Origin of the sequence: Micromonospora sp. L5, from assembly GCF_000177655.2 — a bacterium.
Taxonomy (GTDB): Bacteria; Actinomycetota; Actinomycetes; order Mycobacteriales; family Micromonosporaceae; genus Micromonospora; species Micromonospora aurantiaca.
The window spans coordinates 2,936,349-2,950,847 of sequence record NC_014815.1; the positions used below are offsets into that span (position 1 = coordinate 2,936,349).

Annotated in this window: 13 protein-coding genes; 4 read left to right on the forward strand and 9 right to left on the reverse strand. The window is 72.2% G+C overall.

What is annotated here, in order from left to right; genetic code table 11:
• Positions 1–60: 60 nt before the first annotated feature.
• The 6 genes from ML5_RS14000 to ML5_RS14025 form a co-directional block, all read right to left on the reverse strand.
• Entirely contained in the window at positions 61–1,068 is a 1,008-nt protein-coding gene (locus ML5_RS14000) for a LacI family DNA-binding transcriptional regulator (protein WP_013475129.1), read from the reverse strand.
• Positions 1,069–1,087: 19 nt separating this feature from the next.
• A complete protein-coding gene (locus ML5_RS14005) occupies positions 1,088–2,455 on the reverse strand; it encodes a GH1 family beta-glucosidase (RefSeq protein WP_013288791.1) in 1,368 nt (455 codons plus the stop codon).
• Entirely contained in the window at positions 2,452–3,285 is an 834-nt protein-coding gene (locus ML5_RS14010; protein ID WP_013288790.1) for a carbohydrate ABC transporter permease, read from the reverse strand. Before ML5_RS14010 ends, ML5_RS14005 begins: the two co-directional genes overlap by 4 nt.
• Positions 3,282–4,271, reverse strand: a complete 990-nt coding sequence (locus ML5_RS14015; RefSeq protein WP_013288789.1) for a carbohydrate ABC transporter permease — start codon at positions 4,269–4,271, stop codon at positions 3,282–3,284. Before ML5_RS14015 ends, ML5_RS14010 begins: the two co-directional genes overlap by 4 nt.
• Positions 4,272–4,341: 70 nt before the next feature.
• The gene (locus ML5_RS14020; protein ID WP_013475130.1) at positions 4,342–5,649 is read right to left on the reverse strand and encodes an extracellular solute-binding protein; all 1,308 of its coding nucleotides are present in this window, start codon (positions 5,647–5,649) and stop codon (positions 4,342–4,344) included.
• A 176-nt stretch (positions 5,650–5,825) separates the two neighbouring features.
• Entirely contained in the window at positions 5,826–6,581 is a 756-nt protein-coding gene (locus tag ML5_RS14025) for a maleylpyruvate isomerase family mycothiol-dependent enzyme (RefSeq protein ID WP_013475131.1), read from the reverse strand.
• Positions 6,582–6,651: 70 nt separating this feature from the next.
• Between ML5_RS14025 and ML5_RS14030 the strand changes: the two genes are divergently transcribed.
• Complete coding sequence (locus ML5_RS14030) at positions 6,652–7,743, forward strand: UDP-N-acetylmuramate dehydrogenase (protein WP_013475132.1); 1,092 nt, start codon at positions 6,652–6,654, stop codon at positions 7,741–7,743.
• A gap of 340 nt (positions 7,744–8,083) precedes the next feature.
• On the opposite strand, the gene ML5_RS14035 is transcribed toward ML5_RS14030, so the two are convergent.
• Both ML5_RS14035 and ML5_RS14040 read right to left on the reverse strand, forming a co-directional pair.
• A complete protein-coding gene (locus tag ML5_RS14035) occupies positions 8,084–8,866 on the reverse strand; it encodes a hypothetical protein (protein ID WP_013475133.1) in 783 nt (260 codons plus the stop codon).
• The gene (locus ML5_RS14040; RefSeq protein ID WP_013288784.1) at positions 8,866–9,630 is read right to left on the reverse strand and encodes an SDR family NAD(P)-dependent oxidoreductase; all 765 of its coding nucleotides are present in this window, start codon (positions 9,628–9,630) and stop codon (positions 8,866–8,868) included. The genes ML5_RS14035 and ML5_RS14040 overlap by 1 nt, the downstream gene beginning before the upstream one ends.
• Before the next feature lie 171 nt (positions 9,631–9,801).
• Here ML5_RS14040 and mshA point away from each other — a divergent pair, with 171 nt between their 5' ends.
• The 3 genes from mshA to ML5_RS14055 all read left to right on the forward strand — a co-directional run bounded on the left by mshA (position 9,802) and on the right by ML5_RS14055 (position 12,812).
• The gene (mshA, locus tag ML5_RS14045) at positions 9,802–11,163 is read left to right on the forward strand and encodes a D-inositol-3-phosphate glycosyltransferase (RefSeq protein WP_013288783.1); all 1,362 of its coding nucleotides are present in this window, start codon (positions 9,802–9,804) and stop codon (positions 11,161–11,163) included.
• 45 nt (positions 11,164–11,208) lie between these two features.
• Positions 11,209–11,742 (forward strand): YbjN domain-containing protein, encoded by a 534-nt coding sequence (locus ML5_RS14050; protein WP_013288782.1) that lies wholly within the window; start codon positions 11,209–11,211, stop codon positions 11,740–11,742.
• Positions 11,743–11,930: 188 nt separating this feature from the next.
• Positions 11,931–12,812, forward strand: coding sequence for a hypothetical protein (locus tag ML5_RS14055; protein WP_236619414.1), 882 nt, complete (start codon positions 11,931–11,933; stop codon positions 12,810–12,812).
• Between the two features lie 390 nt (positions 12,813–13,202).
• Here ML5_RS14055 and ML5_RS14060 read toward each other — a convergent pair whose 3' ends face one another.
• The gene (locus ML5_RS14060) at positions 13,203–14,453 is read right to left on the reverse strand and encodes an MFS transporter (RefSeq protein ID WP_013288780.1); all 1,251 of its coding nucleotides are present in this window, start codon (positions 14,451–14,453) and stop codon (positions 13,203–13,205) included.
• Positions 14,454–14,499 lie beyond the last annotated feature (46 nt).

Below are 14,499 nucleotides of genomic sequence, written 5' to 3' on the forward strand. Positions count from 1 at the left end.
CCGGCGGGCTGTTAAGAGGGGCCCCCTCCTCTACCTGAGGCGTTAAGAGGGGGCCCTTCCTTACGCGGACTCGCGTAGCACCAGCTCGGTCGGCAGCACCAGCGCCTGCTCGACCTCCTCGCCCGCGGCGATGCGCAGCAGTTGCCGGGTCATCGACCGGCCCAGCTCCACTATCGGCTGCCGCACGGTGGTCAGCGGCGGCTCGGTGTAGGCGGCCGTCTCGATGTCGTCGAACCCGATCACCGCCACGTCCTCGGGTACCCGCCGCCCGGCCTCCCGCAGCGTCCGCAGGGCGGCGTGCGCCATCAGGTCGGAGGCGGCGAACACGGCGTCCAGTTCCGGGTCGGCGGCGAGCAGCTCGCGCATCGCGGCGGTGCCGGACTCGCGGGTGAAGTCGCCGTACGCGACCAGCTCCGGCAGCCCGGCCTCGGTGATCGCGGTGCGGTAGCCGATCAGCCGTTCGATCCCGGCGACCATGTCCTGCGGGCCCGCGATGGTGGTGATGCGCCGCCGACCGCTCGCGATCAGGTGCCGGACCGCCGTGCTCACGCCGCCCTCGTGGTCCACGTCCACGTACGGCACGTCGGCGCCGTCGAGCGGCCGGCCGCTGCACACCACCGGGATGCCGAGGCGGGCCAGCCGGCCGGGCAGCGGGTCCTCGCCGTGCAGCGAGGCGAACAGCACCCCGTCGACGTGCCGCCCGGTGGTGTACCGCTCGACCCGTTCGTGCCCGGCCGGCGAACCGGCGAGCATCAGCACGAGCTGCTTGTCCGCCGCCTCCAGCTCCTGTGCCGCGCCCCGGATGATGCCCGGGAACACCTGGTCGTCGGAGAAGACCCGGGTGGCCGCCTCGGGCATCACCAGCGCGACCGAGTCGGTCCGCTGGGTGACCAGGCTGCGGGCGGCGAGGTTCGGGACGTACCCGAGTTCCTCGACCGCCCGGCGTACCGCCTGCCGGATCGGCTCGGCGACTGTGGTTGAGCCGTTCACCACCCGGGAGACGGTGGCCCGGGACACGCCGGCCAGCCGGGCCACCGCCTCCAGGGTCGGTCGCTGTGCCGTCGTCATCCCCGTAACCACCACCTCGTCACAGCCCGTTCCGGGCGATCACCTCCTGGTACCAGCGGGCACTGCGCTTGGGTGTGCGCCGCTGGGTCAGGTAGTCGACGTGGACGATCCCGAACCGCTTCCGGTAACCCTCGGCCCATTCGAAGTTGTCCAGCACCGACCATACGAGATAACCACGCAGGTCCACGCCGCGGGCGATGGCTTCGTGCGCCGCGCGCAGGTGCCCGTCGAGGTAGGCGACCCGGTCGGCGTCGGCCACCCCGCCCTGCTCGTCGAGGTCGGTGTCGGGGAACGCCCCGCCGTTCTCGGTGATCATCAACGGTAGCCCGGGATAGTCGGCCGCGACGCGTTCCAGCAGCCGGGCCAGCCCGGCCGGCTCGATCGACCAGCCCATCTCGGTCAGCGGCCCGGCCGGCGGCAGGAACTCGACCGCCCCGGCGGTGCCCGGGTACGCGGCACCTCCCGTGCCGTCCGCCCGCCCGGCCACGTAGGTGGGCGCGTAGTAGTTCAGGCCGAGCAGGTCCAGCGGCGCGGCGATCAGCTTCTCGTCCCCGTCCCGGACGAAGTCCGGCGCGACGATCCGGCTGACGTGGGCCAGCACGTCCGCCGGGTAGCCGCCGCCGGTGAGCGGGTCCAGGAAGATCCGGTTGTGCAGGCCGTCGACCAGCCGGACCGCCTCGGCGTCAGCGGCGCTGCCCGCGTCCGCCGGTTGCACGTCGGCCAGGTTGAGCGTGATCCCGAGCGTCTCCGCGCCTGCCGCCCGCAGTGCCCGCGCCGCCAGGCCGTGGCCGAGCAGCAGATGGTGTACGGCCCGGAACGCGTCACCGGCGTCGCGGCGCCCCGGCGCGTGCACGCCCGAGCCGTACCCCAGGTAGGCCGAGCACCACGGCTCGTTGAGCGTGGTCCAGGTGCGGACCCGGTCCCCGAGGCGGCCGTGCACGGCGAGCGCGTACTCGGCGAAGTGCTCGGCGGTCTCCCGGACGGTCCAGCCGCCCCGGTCCTCCAGCGCCTGCGGCAGGTCCCAGTGGTAGAGCGTGACGATCGGGTCGAGGCCGGCGTCCAGCAGCGCGTCGGTCAGCCGGTCGTAGAAGTCGAGCCCGCGCGGCTCGACCGGGCCGGTGCCGTCCGGCCGCACGCGGGGCCAGGACACCGAGAACCGGTACGCCCGCAGCCCCAGGTCGGCCATCAGCGCGACGTCCTCGGCGTACCGGTGGTAGTGGTCGCAGGCCACGTCGCCGGTGTGGCCCTGAAACACCGCGCCCGGCGTACGGCTGAAGGTGTCCCAGATCGACGGGCCGCGACCGTCCTCGCGTGCGGCGCCCTCGATCTGGTACGCGGCGGTGGCCCCGCCCCAGACGAAGCCCTCCGGGAATCGGACGTTGCTCATGCCTTGACCGCACCTTCCATGATGCCGCCGATGATCTGGCGGCCGAAGACGACGAACACCAGCAGCAGCGGCAGCGTGGCGATCGCCGTGCCGGTGAACACCTGCGACATGTCCTGGTAGTACCCGTCGGAGAGGGCCCGCAGCGACAGCTGCACCGTCGGGTTCTCCGGGTCGTTCAGCACTGCGTACGGCCACAGGAAGTCGTTCCAGGTGGTCATGAACGTGAGCAGGCCGAGAACGGCGGCGGCCGGGCGCAGCGCGGGCAGCACCACGTTCCAGTAGATCCGCGCGGTGTTGCAGCCGTCCATCCGGGCCGCCTCGATCAGCTCGGTACTGACCGCCTGGCCCGCGTACTGGCGCATCATGAACACGCCGAAGCCGGTCACCAGCGCCGGCACGATCACGGCGGGCAGCCGGTCGTTCCAGTTCAGCTTCGTCATCAGCAGGTAGAGCGGGATCACGCCGAGCTGGGTGGGGACCATCATGGTGGCGACGATGACCAGCAGCAGCGCGTTGCGCCCGCGGAAGCGCAGCTTGGCGAACGCGAACCCGGCCAGCGTGGAGAAGAACACCACCGAGATCGTGACGGTGGTGGCCACGATCGCCGAGTTGATCAGGCCGGTCAGGAAGTACGCGTCGGTGTTGTCGAACAGCCGGGCGATGTTGGCGCCGAGGTTGCCGCCGGGCGTGAGCGGCGGCGGCACCTGCCCCATCGTGTCGCTGGTCCGGCTGGCCACCACGAACATCCAGTAGATCGGGAAGATCGACAGGATGGCCGAGAGCGTCAGCGCCAGGTAGGTGAGCCGGCTTGCCGACCAGAGGCGGGTCATCGGGAGACCTCCTTGCGGGAGCCGCCGCCGAGCCGGCGCAGGAGCAGGACGTTGATCGCCGCGACCACAGCGATGAGCGCGAACAGCAGCCAGGCGACTGCCGAGCCGTAGCCGAAGTTGTAGTGCGGCGCGAAGGCGTTTTCGAACATGTACATGGTCACCGTCTGCGACTCCCGCAGCGGCCCGCCGCGGATCGCGTTGGTGCCGGAGTTGAACATCCGCGGCTCGGTGAAGAGCTGGAGGCCGCCGATGGTGGAGATGATGACCGCGAAGATGATCGTCGGCTTGAGCAGCGGCACCGTGATTGACCAGAACTGCCGGGCCCGGCCGGCGCCGTCGATCGCCGCCGACTCGTACAGGTCGCGGGGGATGGCCTGCATGGCGGCCAGGAAGATCAGCGCGTTGTAGCCGGTCCAGCGCCAGTCGACCATCGTGGAGATGGCGACCCAGGCGGCGAACCGGTTCGCCTTCCAGTCGATCGCGTTGATCCCGACGTGGTCGAGCAGCCAGTTGATCATGCCGAACTCGCGGCCGAACAGCACCGCGAACACGATCGCCACGGCGGCGGTCGACGTGACGTTCGGGATCAGCACCGCCATCCGCCAGGTGGTACGGGCGCGCAGCTGCCGGTTGAGCAGGTTGGCCAGCCAGAGCGCTGCGAGCAACTGGGGGACCGTGGAGATCACGAAGATGCCCAGCGTGTTGACGACCGAGTGCCAGAAGTCCGAGTCGGCGAGCAGCTGGGTGTAGTTGTCGAAGCCGATGAACGGGTGCTCGGCGCCGAGCAGGTCCCAGTCGTGCAGCGAGACCCAGAACGTGTACGCCAGCGGGTACGCCCCGAAGACGCCGAACAGCAGGAAGAACGGGGCGATGAACAGGTACGGCGAGTATTTGGTGTCGATCCGGCTGAGCCGGTTGCCCAGGCCGGGACGGGTGGGGCGGGGTGCCGGTGCGACCGGCGGGCGGGCGTCGAGCTGGACGGCCATGACCCGGGACTCCTTTCCGCCGTGCGGGCGGCCCCCGTGGCCGGGTGGCCGCCCGCACGCGCTGCTCGGGTTACTTGGCGGCGGCCTTCTCGGCGTTGGCGACCGCGTCGGTCCAGCCCTGCTCCGGAGAGCGCTTGCCCAGCTCCACGCTGCGGACGGCGTTCTCGACCTCGGTGCGTACGGCCTGGTTCTTCGGTCCCATGTAGACCGGCTTCAGGCTCTTGGCGCCCTCGGCGAAGATCTTCCCGACCGGTGCCTCGGAGAAGTAGGCGTTCTTCGAGTCGATGATCGCCGGATCCTCCAGCGCCTGCGGGGACGAGGGCAGCGGGCCCTTCGCCTTGAACGCGCCGATCTGACCCTTGGCGCTGGTCAGGAACTTGGCCAGTTCGATCGCCTCGGCCTGGTGCTTGCTCTGCTTCGGCACGGCGAGGAACGAGCCGCCCCAGTTGCCGCCGTCGCCGGGGATCTGGGCGATGTCCCACTTGCCCTTGGCGGCGGCGCCGGCGTTGCCCTCGATCACGCCGGTCATCCAGGCCGGGCAGGCGATGGTGGCGAACTTCGACTGCTTGAACGCCGACACCCACTCCTCGGACCAGGAGCCGTACTTGCCGGACAGCCCCGAGTCGATGATGTCCATCGTGGTGTCGTACGCCTGCTTCACCGCCGGGTTGCTGCCCACGACGAGGTTGTTGCCGGTGTCGTAGTAGCTGTAGCCGCTGCTGTTGCCGGCGGTCTGGAGCAGGATCGTGTTGAACGTGTTCGTCGCGGCGTCCAGGAACGAGGCGCCCGTCTTCTTCGCGGTGAACTGCTCGCCGACCTTGATGTAGTCCTGCCAGGTGGGCCAGAGCTTGGACACCGCGTCGCGGTCGGTGGGCAGGCCGGCCTTGGCGAACAGGTCCTTGCGGTAGCACATCGCCATGCCGCCGACGTCGGTGCCGAGGCCGATGAGCTGCTTGCCGTCGGCGGTGAGCCCCTGGTTCCACTTCCAGTCGAGGAAGTTGCCCTTCAGGTCGGCCGCGCCGTGGTCGAGCAGGTTGACGAAGTTCTGCGGGTTGGCCTTGTACTCGACGAGCAGGCCCTCCTCGATGGCCACCACGTCGCCGGCGCCCTTGCCCGCGGCGAGCCACTGGGTGAGCTTCGGGGAGTACTCGTCGAGGTTGCCGCCGGTGCCCCGCTCGACGATCTTCACGCCGGGGTGGCTGGCCATGTACTCCTGGTAGAGGTCGGCGTAACCGAACTGGCCGAAGACGTCGACGGTGAGCGTTATCGGCCCGTCGGCGGCGGCATCGTCGCCGCCGCCGCAGGCGGTGGTGCCGAGCAGTGCGGTGGCGGCCACCAGGGCCACCGCCGCCAGGCGGCGGCGCGTGAAGGTGAGCATGCTGTCCTGACCTCTCGGGTCGTCGAAACGGGTGGTGGAAGGCGGTTCCGGAACTTAGAGAGCGCTCTCACGACAGCGTGGTGGAGGGTCGTGGACCTTGTCAAGAGAGCGCTCTCAGAGGTGTCCGAAAAGAAGGAGAGGGGCGACCGTCGCCCCTCTCCGTCCGGTGCCCGTCGTCAGCCGACCCGCAGGCCGCCCAGCAGGGACCGGTCGCCCGCCACGTCCAGCGCGTCGAAGCTGATCCGGCCCATCAGCGCCAGCAGCAGATCGCTCGCCGTGCCGGCCACCTGCGCCCGCGCGCGGTGGTCGTCGTGGTCGAGGATCGTCGCGGTGTCCAGCAGCGCGACCCCCTCACCCCGCAACCGCAGGTACCACTCCTGCGCGGCATCGGTCGCGTTCAGCTGCACCACGCCGCGCCACTGCCCGGCATGCATCCGCCGGCCCGCCGGCAGCCAGGTGTCCAGCACCTCGCTCACCCCGTCGGCCGCGAGCTTCGCCTCGATCGGATCACCCGCACCGATCGCGAGCTGGGCGTCCCAGCGGTGCACAGCCGTCTCGTGCGCCAGCCGGCGTGGCCAGAAGACCGCCTTCTTCGGCTGCGGCGCGAAGTTCCAGGCCGGCGCCTCCGGGTCCGTCGCCTCCAGCAGCGCGCTGATCCGCTCGTACTCCTGCGTGAACCACTGCGCCGCGGTCAGGCCCGCCGGTGGCTCCGGGTCGTGCCGCTCCGGGCGGGTCGCGATGCCCGCGGTCAGCACGGTGCCCGCCCAGGCGTACGCGCGGGTCAGGTGATGAGCGAGATCGGTGACGGTCCAGCCGGGACAGGACAGCACGGGTGTCTCGGGCGGCGCCTCAGCCACCGCCGCGGCGAAGGCGGGGCCCTCCGTACGCAGCGCGCCGATCCAGAAGTCCTTCGTGTGGTGCAGTCTGCTCATCGCCATCCTCCCGGGGGTGACCGGGCCACCAGTGGGTGCTCCGGCTACCCCTCAGCCTAGGGTGAAAGGCGTGTCAGACGTCTACGCCGAACCGGCGACTGCCGGTGACCCGACCGATCCGGCCACCCTGGCGCGCTACACCACGCTCCGGCTCGGTGGCCCCGCCGGGCGGCTGGAGATCGCCGGCGACGCCGCCCAGATCGTACTGAAGGTGCAGGAAGCGGAAGCCCGGGAGCAGGCCGTGCTGGTGCTGGCGGGCGGTAGCAACGTCGTCATCGGCGACCAGGGCTTCCCCGGCACCGTCGTGCTCGTCCGCTCCCGGGGGTTCCGGACCGTCGCCGAGGACGGCGACACCGTCACGGTACGTGTCGAAGCCGGCGAGCCGTGGGACGACCTCGTCGCCGCCACCGTCGAGCGCGGCTGGTCCGGGCTGGAGTGCCTCTCCGGCATCCCCGGGTCGGCCGGCGCGACCCCGATCCAGAACGTCGGCGCGTACGGCCAGGAGGTCGCCGAGACGATCGTCGCAGTCGAGGCGTACGACCGGACGGAGCGCCGGGTGGTCCGGATCCCGGCGGCCGACTGCGGGTTCGTCTACCGGGGCAGCATCTTCAAGTACAGCGACCGCTGGGTGGTGCTCACCGTCGACTTCCGGCTCACCCGGTCCCCGCTGTCCGGCCCGGTCCGCTACGCCGAACTGGCCCGGGCGCTCGGCGTCGAGGTGGGCGACCGGGTGCCGCTCGCCGACGCCCGCGCCACCGTACGGAAACTGCGCGCCGGCAAGGGCATGGTGCTGGACGCGGCCGACCCGGACACCTGGTCGGTGGGCTCGTTCTTCACCAACCCGGTGCTGCCGGGCGAGGTGTTCGAGCAGGTACGGGAACGCGCTGCCGACCTGGGGGAGCCGCCGAACTGGCCGGGCGCCGACGGGGCGGTGAAGGTCAGCGCGGCGTGGCTGATCGACAAGGCCGGGTTCGGCAAGGGGTACGCGGGCCCGGAGGGCGTCGCCATCTCCAGCAAGCACACGCTGGCGCTCACGAACCGTTCCGGCACCGCCAGTACGGCCGCGCTGGTGGCGCTGGCTCGCGAGATCCGCGACGGCGTCCAGTCCCGCTTCGGCGTGACCCTCCACCCCGAGCCAGTCCTCATCAACTGCACCATCTGACCCCGCTTTCGCCCTGCCCCGCCCCGCGCGCGTCCCACCCCGCGCCCTCCGCCCCGCCCGCCTCACCCCCGCGATCTTGCACTCCCGGCCCTCGAGGCAGGCGTTTTGACCCGTTTACCCGGGCGGCAAGTGCAAGATCAACACGCCGGGAGGGGGGTCGGCGGGGCTCGCCGAGAGCGGGGCTTCGCGGAAGGGCGGGTGTCGTCGATCTTGGAGTTGTGGTACCTCGCGAAATGCGCTTAGTGGGCATTCGAGGCGCCACAACTCCAAGATCGACGGCTAACTGCCAGCGGCCAGCGGCCAGGGGGCGCGGCGGGCGATGAGCGCGGGTGCGGTGCGGTCAGCGGGGGGCTACGGCGGGCCAGGGGAGCGTCAGGTAGCCGTGGCGCCAGGTGCGGGGGGTGTCCTGGACCGGCCAGCCTGACTCCTTCACCGCCTCGACCGTCCGCAGCCATCGTTGCCGAGGGCCGAACGGGGCGTAGCCGGCGGCCGAGCGCCACGCCTGTTCCAGCGCCTCGATCAGGTCGTGGACGCGTTCACCCGGAACGTTGCGGTGGATCAGCGCCTTCGGCAGCCGTTCGGCGAGCGTGGCAGGGCTCTCCAGCGTGGTCAGCTTCGCCGACAGCGTGAGCGTGCGCGGGCCGGTGGCGTCGAGCAGCACCCAGGAGCCGAGCCGCCCCAGCTCGTCGCAGGTGCCCTCGACCAGCAGCCCGCCCGGCGCGAGCCGCCCGGTGACCGTGTGCCAGGCGTCGGCCACCTCGCTCTCGTCGTACTGGCGGAGCACGTTGAACGCCCGCACCAGCGCGGGACGCAGTCCGGCCAGCTCGAAGCCGCCCCTGGCGAACGTCAGCCCGGGCGGGTCGGCGGCGGGGCGGGCGGCGGCGACGCGTACCGGATCGATCTCCAGGCCGACCACCCGCACGTCGGCGCGGACCCCGGCCGCGAGACGGGCCCGCAGTTCGACGGGTGTGACCGGGGTGGCGCCGTAGCCCAGGTCCACCACGAGCGGGTCGGCGGCGGCGCGCAGCGCGTCGCCGCAGGTCTCGACGATCCAGTTGTCCACCCGCCGGAGCCGGTTGGGGTTCGTCGTGCCCCGGGTGGCCACGCCGAGCGGACGCTCCATTAGGACGTCCGGTGCACCTTGTGCTGCGCGGCCTGGGCCAGCGGGCGGACCACGAGCTGGTCGATGTTGACGTGGTGCGGGCGGGTCGCGCACCAGGCGACGCAGTCGGCCACGTCGTCCGCAACGAGCGGTTCGGCGACTCCGGCGTAGACCGCCTCGGCCCGGTCGGTGTCACCGCCGAAGCGCACCAGGCCGAACTCCTCGGTCTTCACCATGCCGGGGTCGATCTCGATCACCCGGACCGGACGGCCGCACAGTTCGAGCCGGAGCGTGCCGGCGATGGCGGTCTGGGCGTGCTTGGCGGCCGTGTAGCCGCCGCCGCCCTCGTAGACCACGTGCCCGGCGGTGGAGCTGACGATCACGATCGTGCCGGCGCCGGAGCGCTCCAGCGCCGGGAGCAGCGCCTTCGTGACGCGTAGCGTGCCGAGCACGTTGACGTCGTACATCCATTGCCAGTCGCCCACGTCGGCCGTCTCGACCGGGTCCAGGCCGCGGGCGCCGCCGGCGTTGTTCACCAGCAGCGTGACCGGCCCGGGCGCGGCCTCGGCGGCGGCGGCCAGGCCGGCGACCGACTCGTCCGAGGTCACGTCGCAGGCCACCGCTGTCGCCGCACCGCCGGCCGCCTCGATCTCCGCCACGAGCGCGGCCAGCCGGTCGGTACGCCGGGCGGCGGCCAGCACGTGGAATCCCTCGGCGGCGAGCCGGCGGGCGGTGGCCGCACCGATCCCGCTGGACGCCCCGGTGACGATGGCGACTGAAGTCATCCGGTCATTGTCTCCCGTCGCCGGGCCGGGCGGCGGGATGAGGTCCGTCACGCCCGGGACCCGGCGGAAAGCATTTCCGTACCCCGATGGGGAAGATGACATCCGGCACACGGGTTGACCGAGAAGCGCCGGTCGTGCGGGACGGCATCAACCGTGACAGAGGGAGCGGACGTGGCGGATTTGCACACCGGTGTCGGTCGTCAGCGAGGTGCCCTTCCGTGGCCGCGGCCCCGCCGTATCGCCACCCTGTCGGTGCACACGTCGCCGCTGCACCAGCCCGGCACGGGTGACGCGGGCGGCATGAACGTCTACATCCTGGAGGTTGCCCGGCGGCTGGCCGAGGCCGACGTCGAGGTGGAGATCTTCACCCGTGCCACCGCCGGTGACCTGCCCCCGGTGGTCGAGGTGGCGCCCGGCGTATCCGTCCGGCACGTCACCGCCGGACCGCTGGAAGGGCTGACCAAGGAGGAACTGCCGGGTCAGCTCTGCGCCTTCACCGCCGGGGTGCTGCGTGCCGAGGCGGCCCGCCCGCCGGGCCACTACGACCTGATCCACTCGCACTACTGGCTCTCCGGTCAGGTCGGCTGGCTGGCCAAGGAGCGCTGGGGCGTACCGCTGGTGCACACCGCGCACACGCTCGCCAAGGTCAAGAACGCCCGCCTCGCCGTCGGAGACCGTCCCGAGCCGAAGGCCCGGGTGATCGGCGAGGAGCAGGTGGTCACCGAGGCGGACCGGCTGGTCGCCAACACCCGGGTCGAGGCCCGCGACCTGCTCGACCGGTACGCGGCCGAGCCGGACCGGGTGGCGGTCGTGGAGCCCGGCGTCGACCTGGACAGGTTCCGTCCCGCCGCGGGCGACCGGGACGCCGCGACCCGGGCCGCTCGCCGCCGGCTCGGCCTGCCGACCGACGGGTACGTGGTCGCGTTCGTCGGCCGGATCCAGCCGCTGAAGGCGCCGGACGTGCTGGTCCGCGCCGCCGCCGCGCTGCGCGAACGGGATCCGGCGCTGGCCGGCGAGCTGACCGTGGTGATCTGCGGCGGTCCGAGCGGCACCGGCCTGGACCGGCCCACCGCGCTGATCGAACTCGCGCACGCGCTCGGCATCGCCGACCGGGTGCGTTTCCTCCCGCCGCAGACCGGCGCCGACCTGCCCGCCCTCTACCGGGCCGCGGACCTGGTCGCGGTGCCGTCGCACAACGAGTCGTTCGGGCTGGTCGCGCTGGAGGCCCAGGCGTGCGGCACGCCGGTGCTGGCCGCCGCCGTGGGCGGCCTGGTGACCGCGGTACGCGACGGCGTCAGCGGCATGCTCATCGACGGGCACGACCCGGTCGACTGGGCCCGCGCGCTGGCCCGCCTGCTGCCCGATCCGGTACGCCGTGCCGCGCTGGGCCGCGGCGCCGAGCGGCACGCCCGGGACTTCTCCTGGCACCGCACCGCCTCCGGCCTGCTCGCGGTCTACGGGGAGGCGATCACCGAGCACCGGGCCCGGCTGGCGCGGCGGTGCGGCGACCCGGCCCTGCTGTGCTCCTGGTGATCCGCCACCGGGCAGCCCCGGTACGCCGGTCGTAGAGTGGGTGCGATGAGCCGCAGGAGTGAGGTCGCCGCGCTGATCGAGTCCGTCTGCGCGGAGCGTGAGCTGGAGTGGGAGTCCACCGGCGAGGCGTCGTACGCGGTGACGCTGCCCGGCACGCACAAGCTCAAGACGATCTGCAACCTGATCGTGGGTGAGCACGCGCTGCGGGTCGAGGCGTTCGTGATGCGGCAGCCCGACGAGCGCCGCGAGGAGCTGTGGGCCTGGCTGCTCCAGCGCAACGCCCGCATGTACGGCGTCTCGTTCTCCATCGACTCGGTCGGGGACGTCTACCTGACCGGGCGGGTCAACCTGGCCGGGATCGACGCCGACGAGCTGGACCGGCTGCTCGGTTCCGTGCTGACGTACGCCGACGAGTCGTTCGACAGCATGCTGGAGATCGGCTTCGGCACCGCCATCCGCCGGGAGTGGGAGTGGCGGGTCAAGCGCGGTGAGTCGACAGCCAACCTGGCCGCGTTCGCGCACCTCTTCGAGCCCTCCGCCACTGCCGGATCGTCCGCCGGAGGTTCGGAGCCCTCCTGACGGGTATGCCGCCCCGCGCGGTGCGGAGCACTGGGACCCACCGCGGGCCGAGGACGGACTGTCGAGGAGCGTGTCCCATGGCTCAGCGCAACAGCTCAGGTCGCGGCACGACTGCGACCCGGACCAAGCGGCAAACAGGCAATCAGACGCCGAACACCCCGAGGGTGTCGGAGTCGGCGATCTCCCGGATGAAGGTCGACGACCTCCGCAGCCAGCTCAAGCGGCGCGGGGTCTCGGGGATCTCCGCGCTGCGGAAGCCGGAACTGGTGAAGACCCTGGCGCGGACCATGCGCGGGGAGGGCGGCGCCGCCCGGCGGAGCACCGGCCCGGCCGGCCGGCCGTCGGCGACCCGCAAGAGCACCGCCGCCAAGAAGACCACTGCGGCGAAGCGGACCACGTCGGCCCGCCGCAGCGCCACGTCGCCGGCGAAGGCCGCGCCGGCTGCACGCGCCGCCGGCGCCAGGGCCAAGGCGACGGGTACGCGCAAGGCGGCGCCCGCCCGAGCGAAGGCGACCTCGTCCCGCGCGAAGGCGACGCCGGCCCGGGCCAAGGCGGCTCCGGCGCGTGCCAAGGCCGCTCCGGCTCGCGCGAAGGCGGCGCCGGCTCGGGCGAAGGCGGCTCCTTCGCGCGCCAAGGCGGCCCCGTCGCGGGCCAAGGCGGCGCCGGCTCGGAAGACGTCGTCCGCCCGGGCGCAGGCGGCGCCGACCCGTGGGCCGGCGTCCAGCCGGTCGATCGGATCGTCGCAGCTCATCACGTCCCTCGCGGACCGGCCGGAGCGTCCGGGCCGGAGTCTGGTCACCCGTAACCACGAGGTGATCCAGCGCTGGGCGCGGGCGCGGGGTGCGAAGCCCGCCACCATCGCGGGTACCGAGCGCGAGGGCCGGCCCGGGGTGCTGACGTTCAACATCCCCGGGTACCGGGAGAGCAGCCGGATCCGCGAGATCACCTGGGACGACTGGTTCCGCACGTTCGACCTGCGGCGGCTGAACCTGATCTACCAGGAGCAGATGCGGGACGGCCGGCAGAGCAACTTCTTCCGGACCGAGAACCCGAATCGCGAGGACGGCTGAGGTTTGCGGGAATGGCCGACGGGAACCCGGTGTTTGCCATTCCAGGGACGACAACACGGACAGCCGGGTTTCCGACACGGGCGCTGTGACGGGCAAGACAGCGATCTGGGTTGAATCCGGAATCCGGGCGAACTAACTTTATTGCACCGCGTCACGCTTGTTTACGTTCGGGGGAGCGGTGGATCGATCAGATCCGCGCAGGCGAGACGCGAAGATCGGGTGGAGCACGCCGTTGGGGGACGGTGCCACCCGTGGAACCGGCGGCGCGAGCGGGCGACGCTTACGGGGGTGAGTGTCGCCCGCCGCCGCCGGGCGTACGGTACGAGCGCCCATCTCGACGGGGGTCGAGGTGGGCGCTCTGCCGTTGTCTCCCCGAGCCCTCAGCAGCCCTCAGCGAACGGATTCGACCGGTTTCGCCGCCGCTGCCCGCAGCGCGGCGACCCGCCGCTCCCGGCGCGGTCCGGCGAGCAGGTGCCCGGCGGCGGCGAGCAGGCCGAGCGCGCCCACCACCAGCCAGTGCCGCTCGCCCAGGTGTTCCAGGCTGAGCCCGCCGAGCGCCGGCGCCACGAACGACGCGGCCGGGAACGTCAGGTAGAACACCGACTGGTAACGGGCGCGCAGGTCGGGTGGCGCGAGGTCCGCGTTGATCTGCGCGTTCGGCGGCGCGGCGAGCATCTGCCCGACCGTCCAGACCACCGCCGCGCCGAGGTAGAGCGGCAGCCCGTCGGCCACTGTGAGCGCGCCGAACCCGAGCGCCATCAGGCCGGTGGAGACGGCCAGCACGCTCGACTTCCGGTACGGCTCGATGAGCCGGGGCACGAACAACTGCCCGGCCACGATGAGCGCCCCGCCGAGCGCCACCACCAGCCCGTACGCCGACGGGCGCAGGCCGTCCTCGCGCATCGCCAACGGCATGATCGTGGAGGTCTGCATGGTCAGCACGGCCAGCAGGAACGTCAGCCCGACGAACACCAGGAACGTGCGGTCGGTCAGCGCGGTGTGCAGCCCGGGACGGCGTCCCACCACCGCCCGTGGCGTGAGCGCGGGCCGCCGGGTGAGCGTCTCCGGCACCTTCAGCGCGATCACCACCGCCGCGGCCAGCGTGGCTCCGGCGTCGACCAGGAACAGCGCGGTGAAGCTCGCCTCGGCGAGGATGCCGGCCAGCAGCGAGGCCACCGCCATGCCCAGGTTGAACGCCCAGAACTGCAGGTTGAACGCGCGGGAGCGGCGCGCCTCGGGCACCACGTCCACGATGGCGGCCACGAACGCCGGGCTGGGCATCGAGTGCGCCACTCCGACCAGCGTGGCGAGTGCGGCGATCACCGCCAGGTGCGTGCTGAACGCCAGCGCCGCCATCAGCCCGGCGGCGGCGAGGTGGGCGGCGAGCAGCGTGGCCCGCCGTCCCCACCGGTCGGCCAGTACGCCGCCGAGCAGCGTCCCGGCCGCGCCGCCGATCCCGTACGCGCCGACCACCAGCCCGGCCAGCGACGGCGGGGCGCCCCGCGCGGCGGTCAGGTAGAGCGACAGGAACAGCAGCGCGAACGCGCCCGCCCGGTTGATCAGCAGACCGGACCAGAGGTACCAGAACGTGGCCGGTAGTCCGCCGGCTGTGTCGTCCCACCAGCGCCGCAGGCCGCGCACCCGTCCTCCAGGAAGGTTTCCTTACCGATTCCTTCCCGTACCGTAT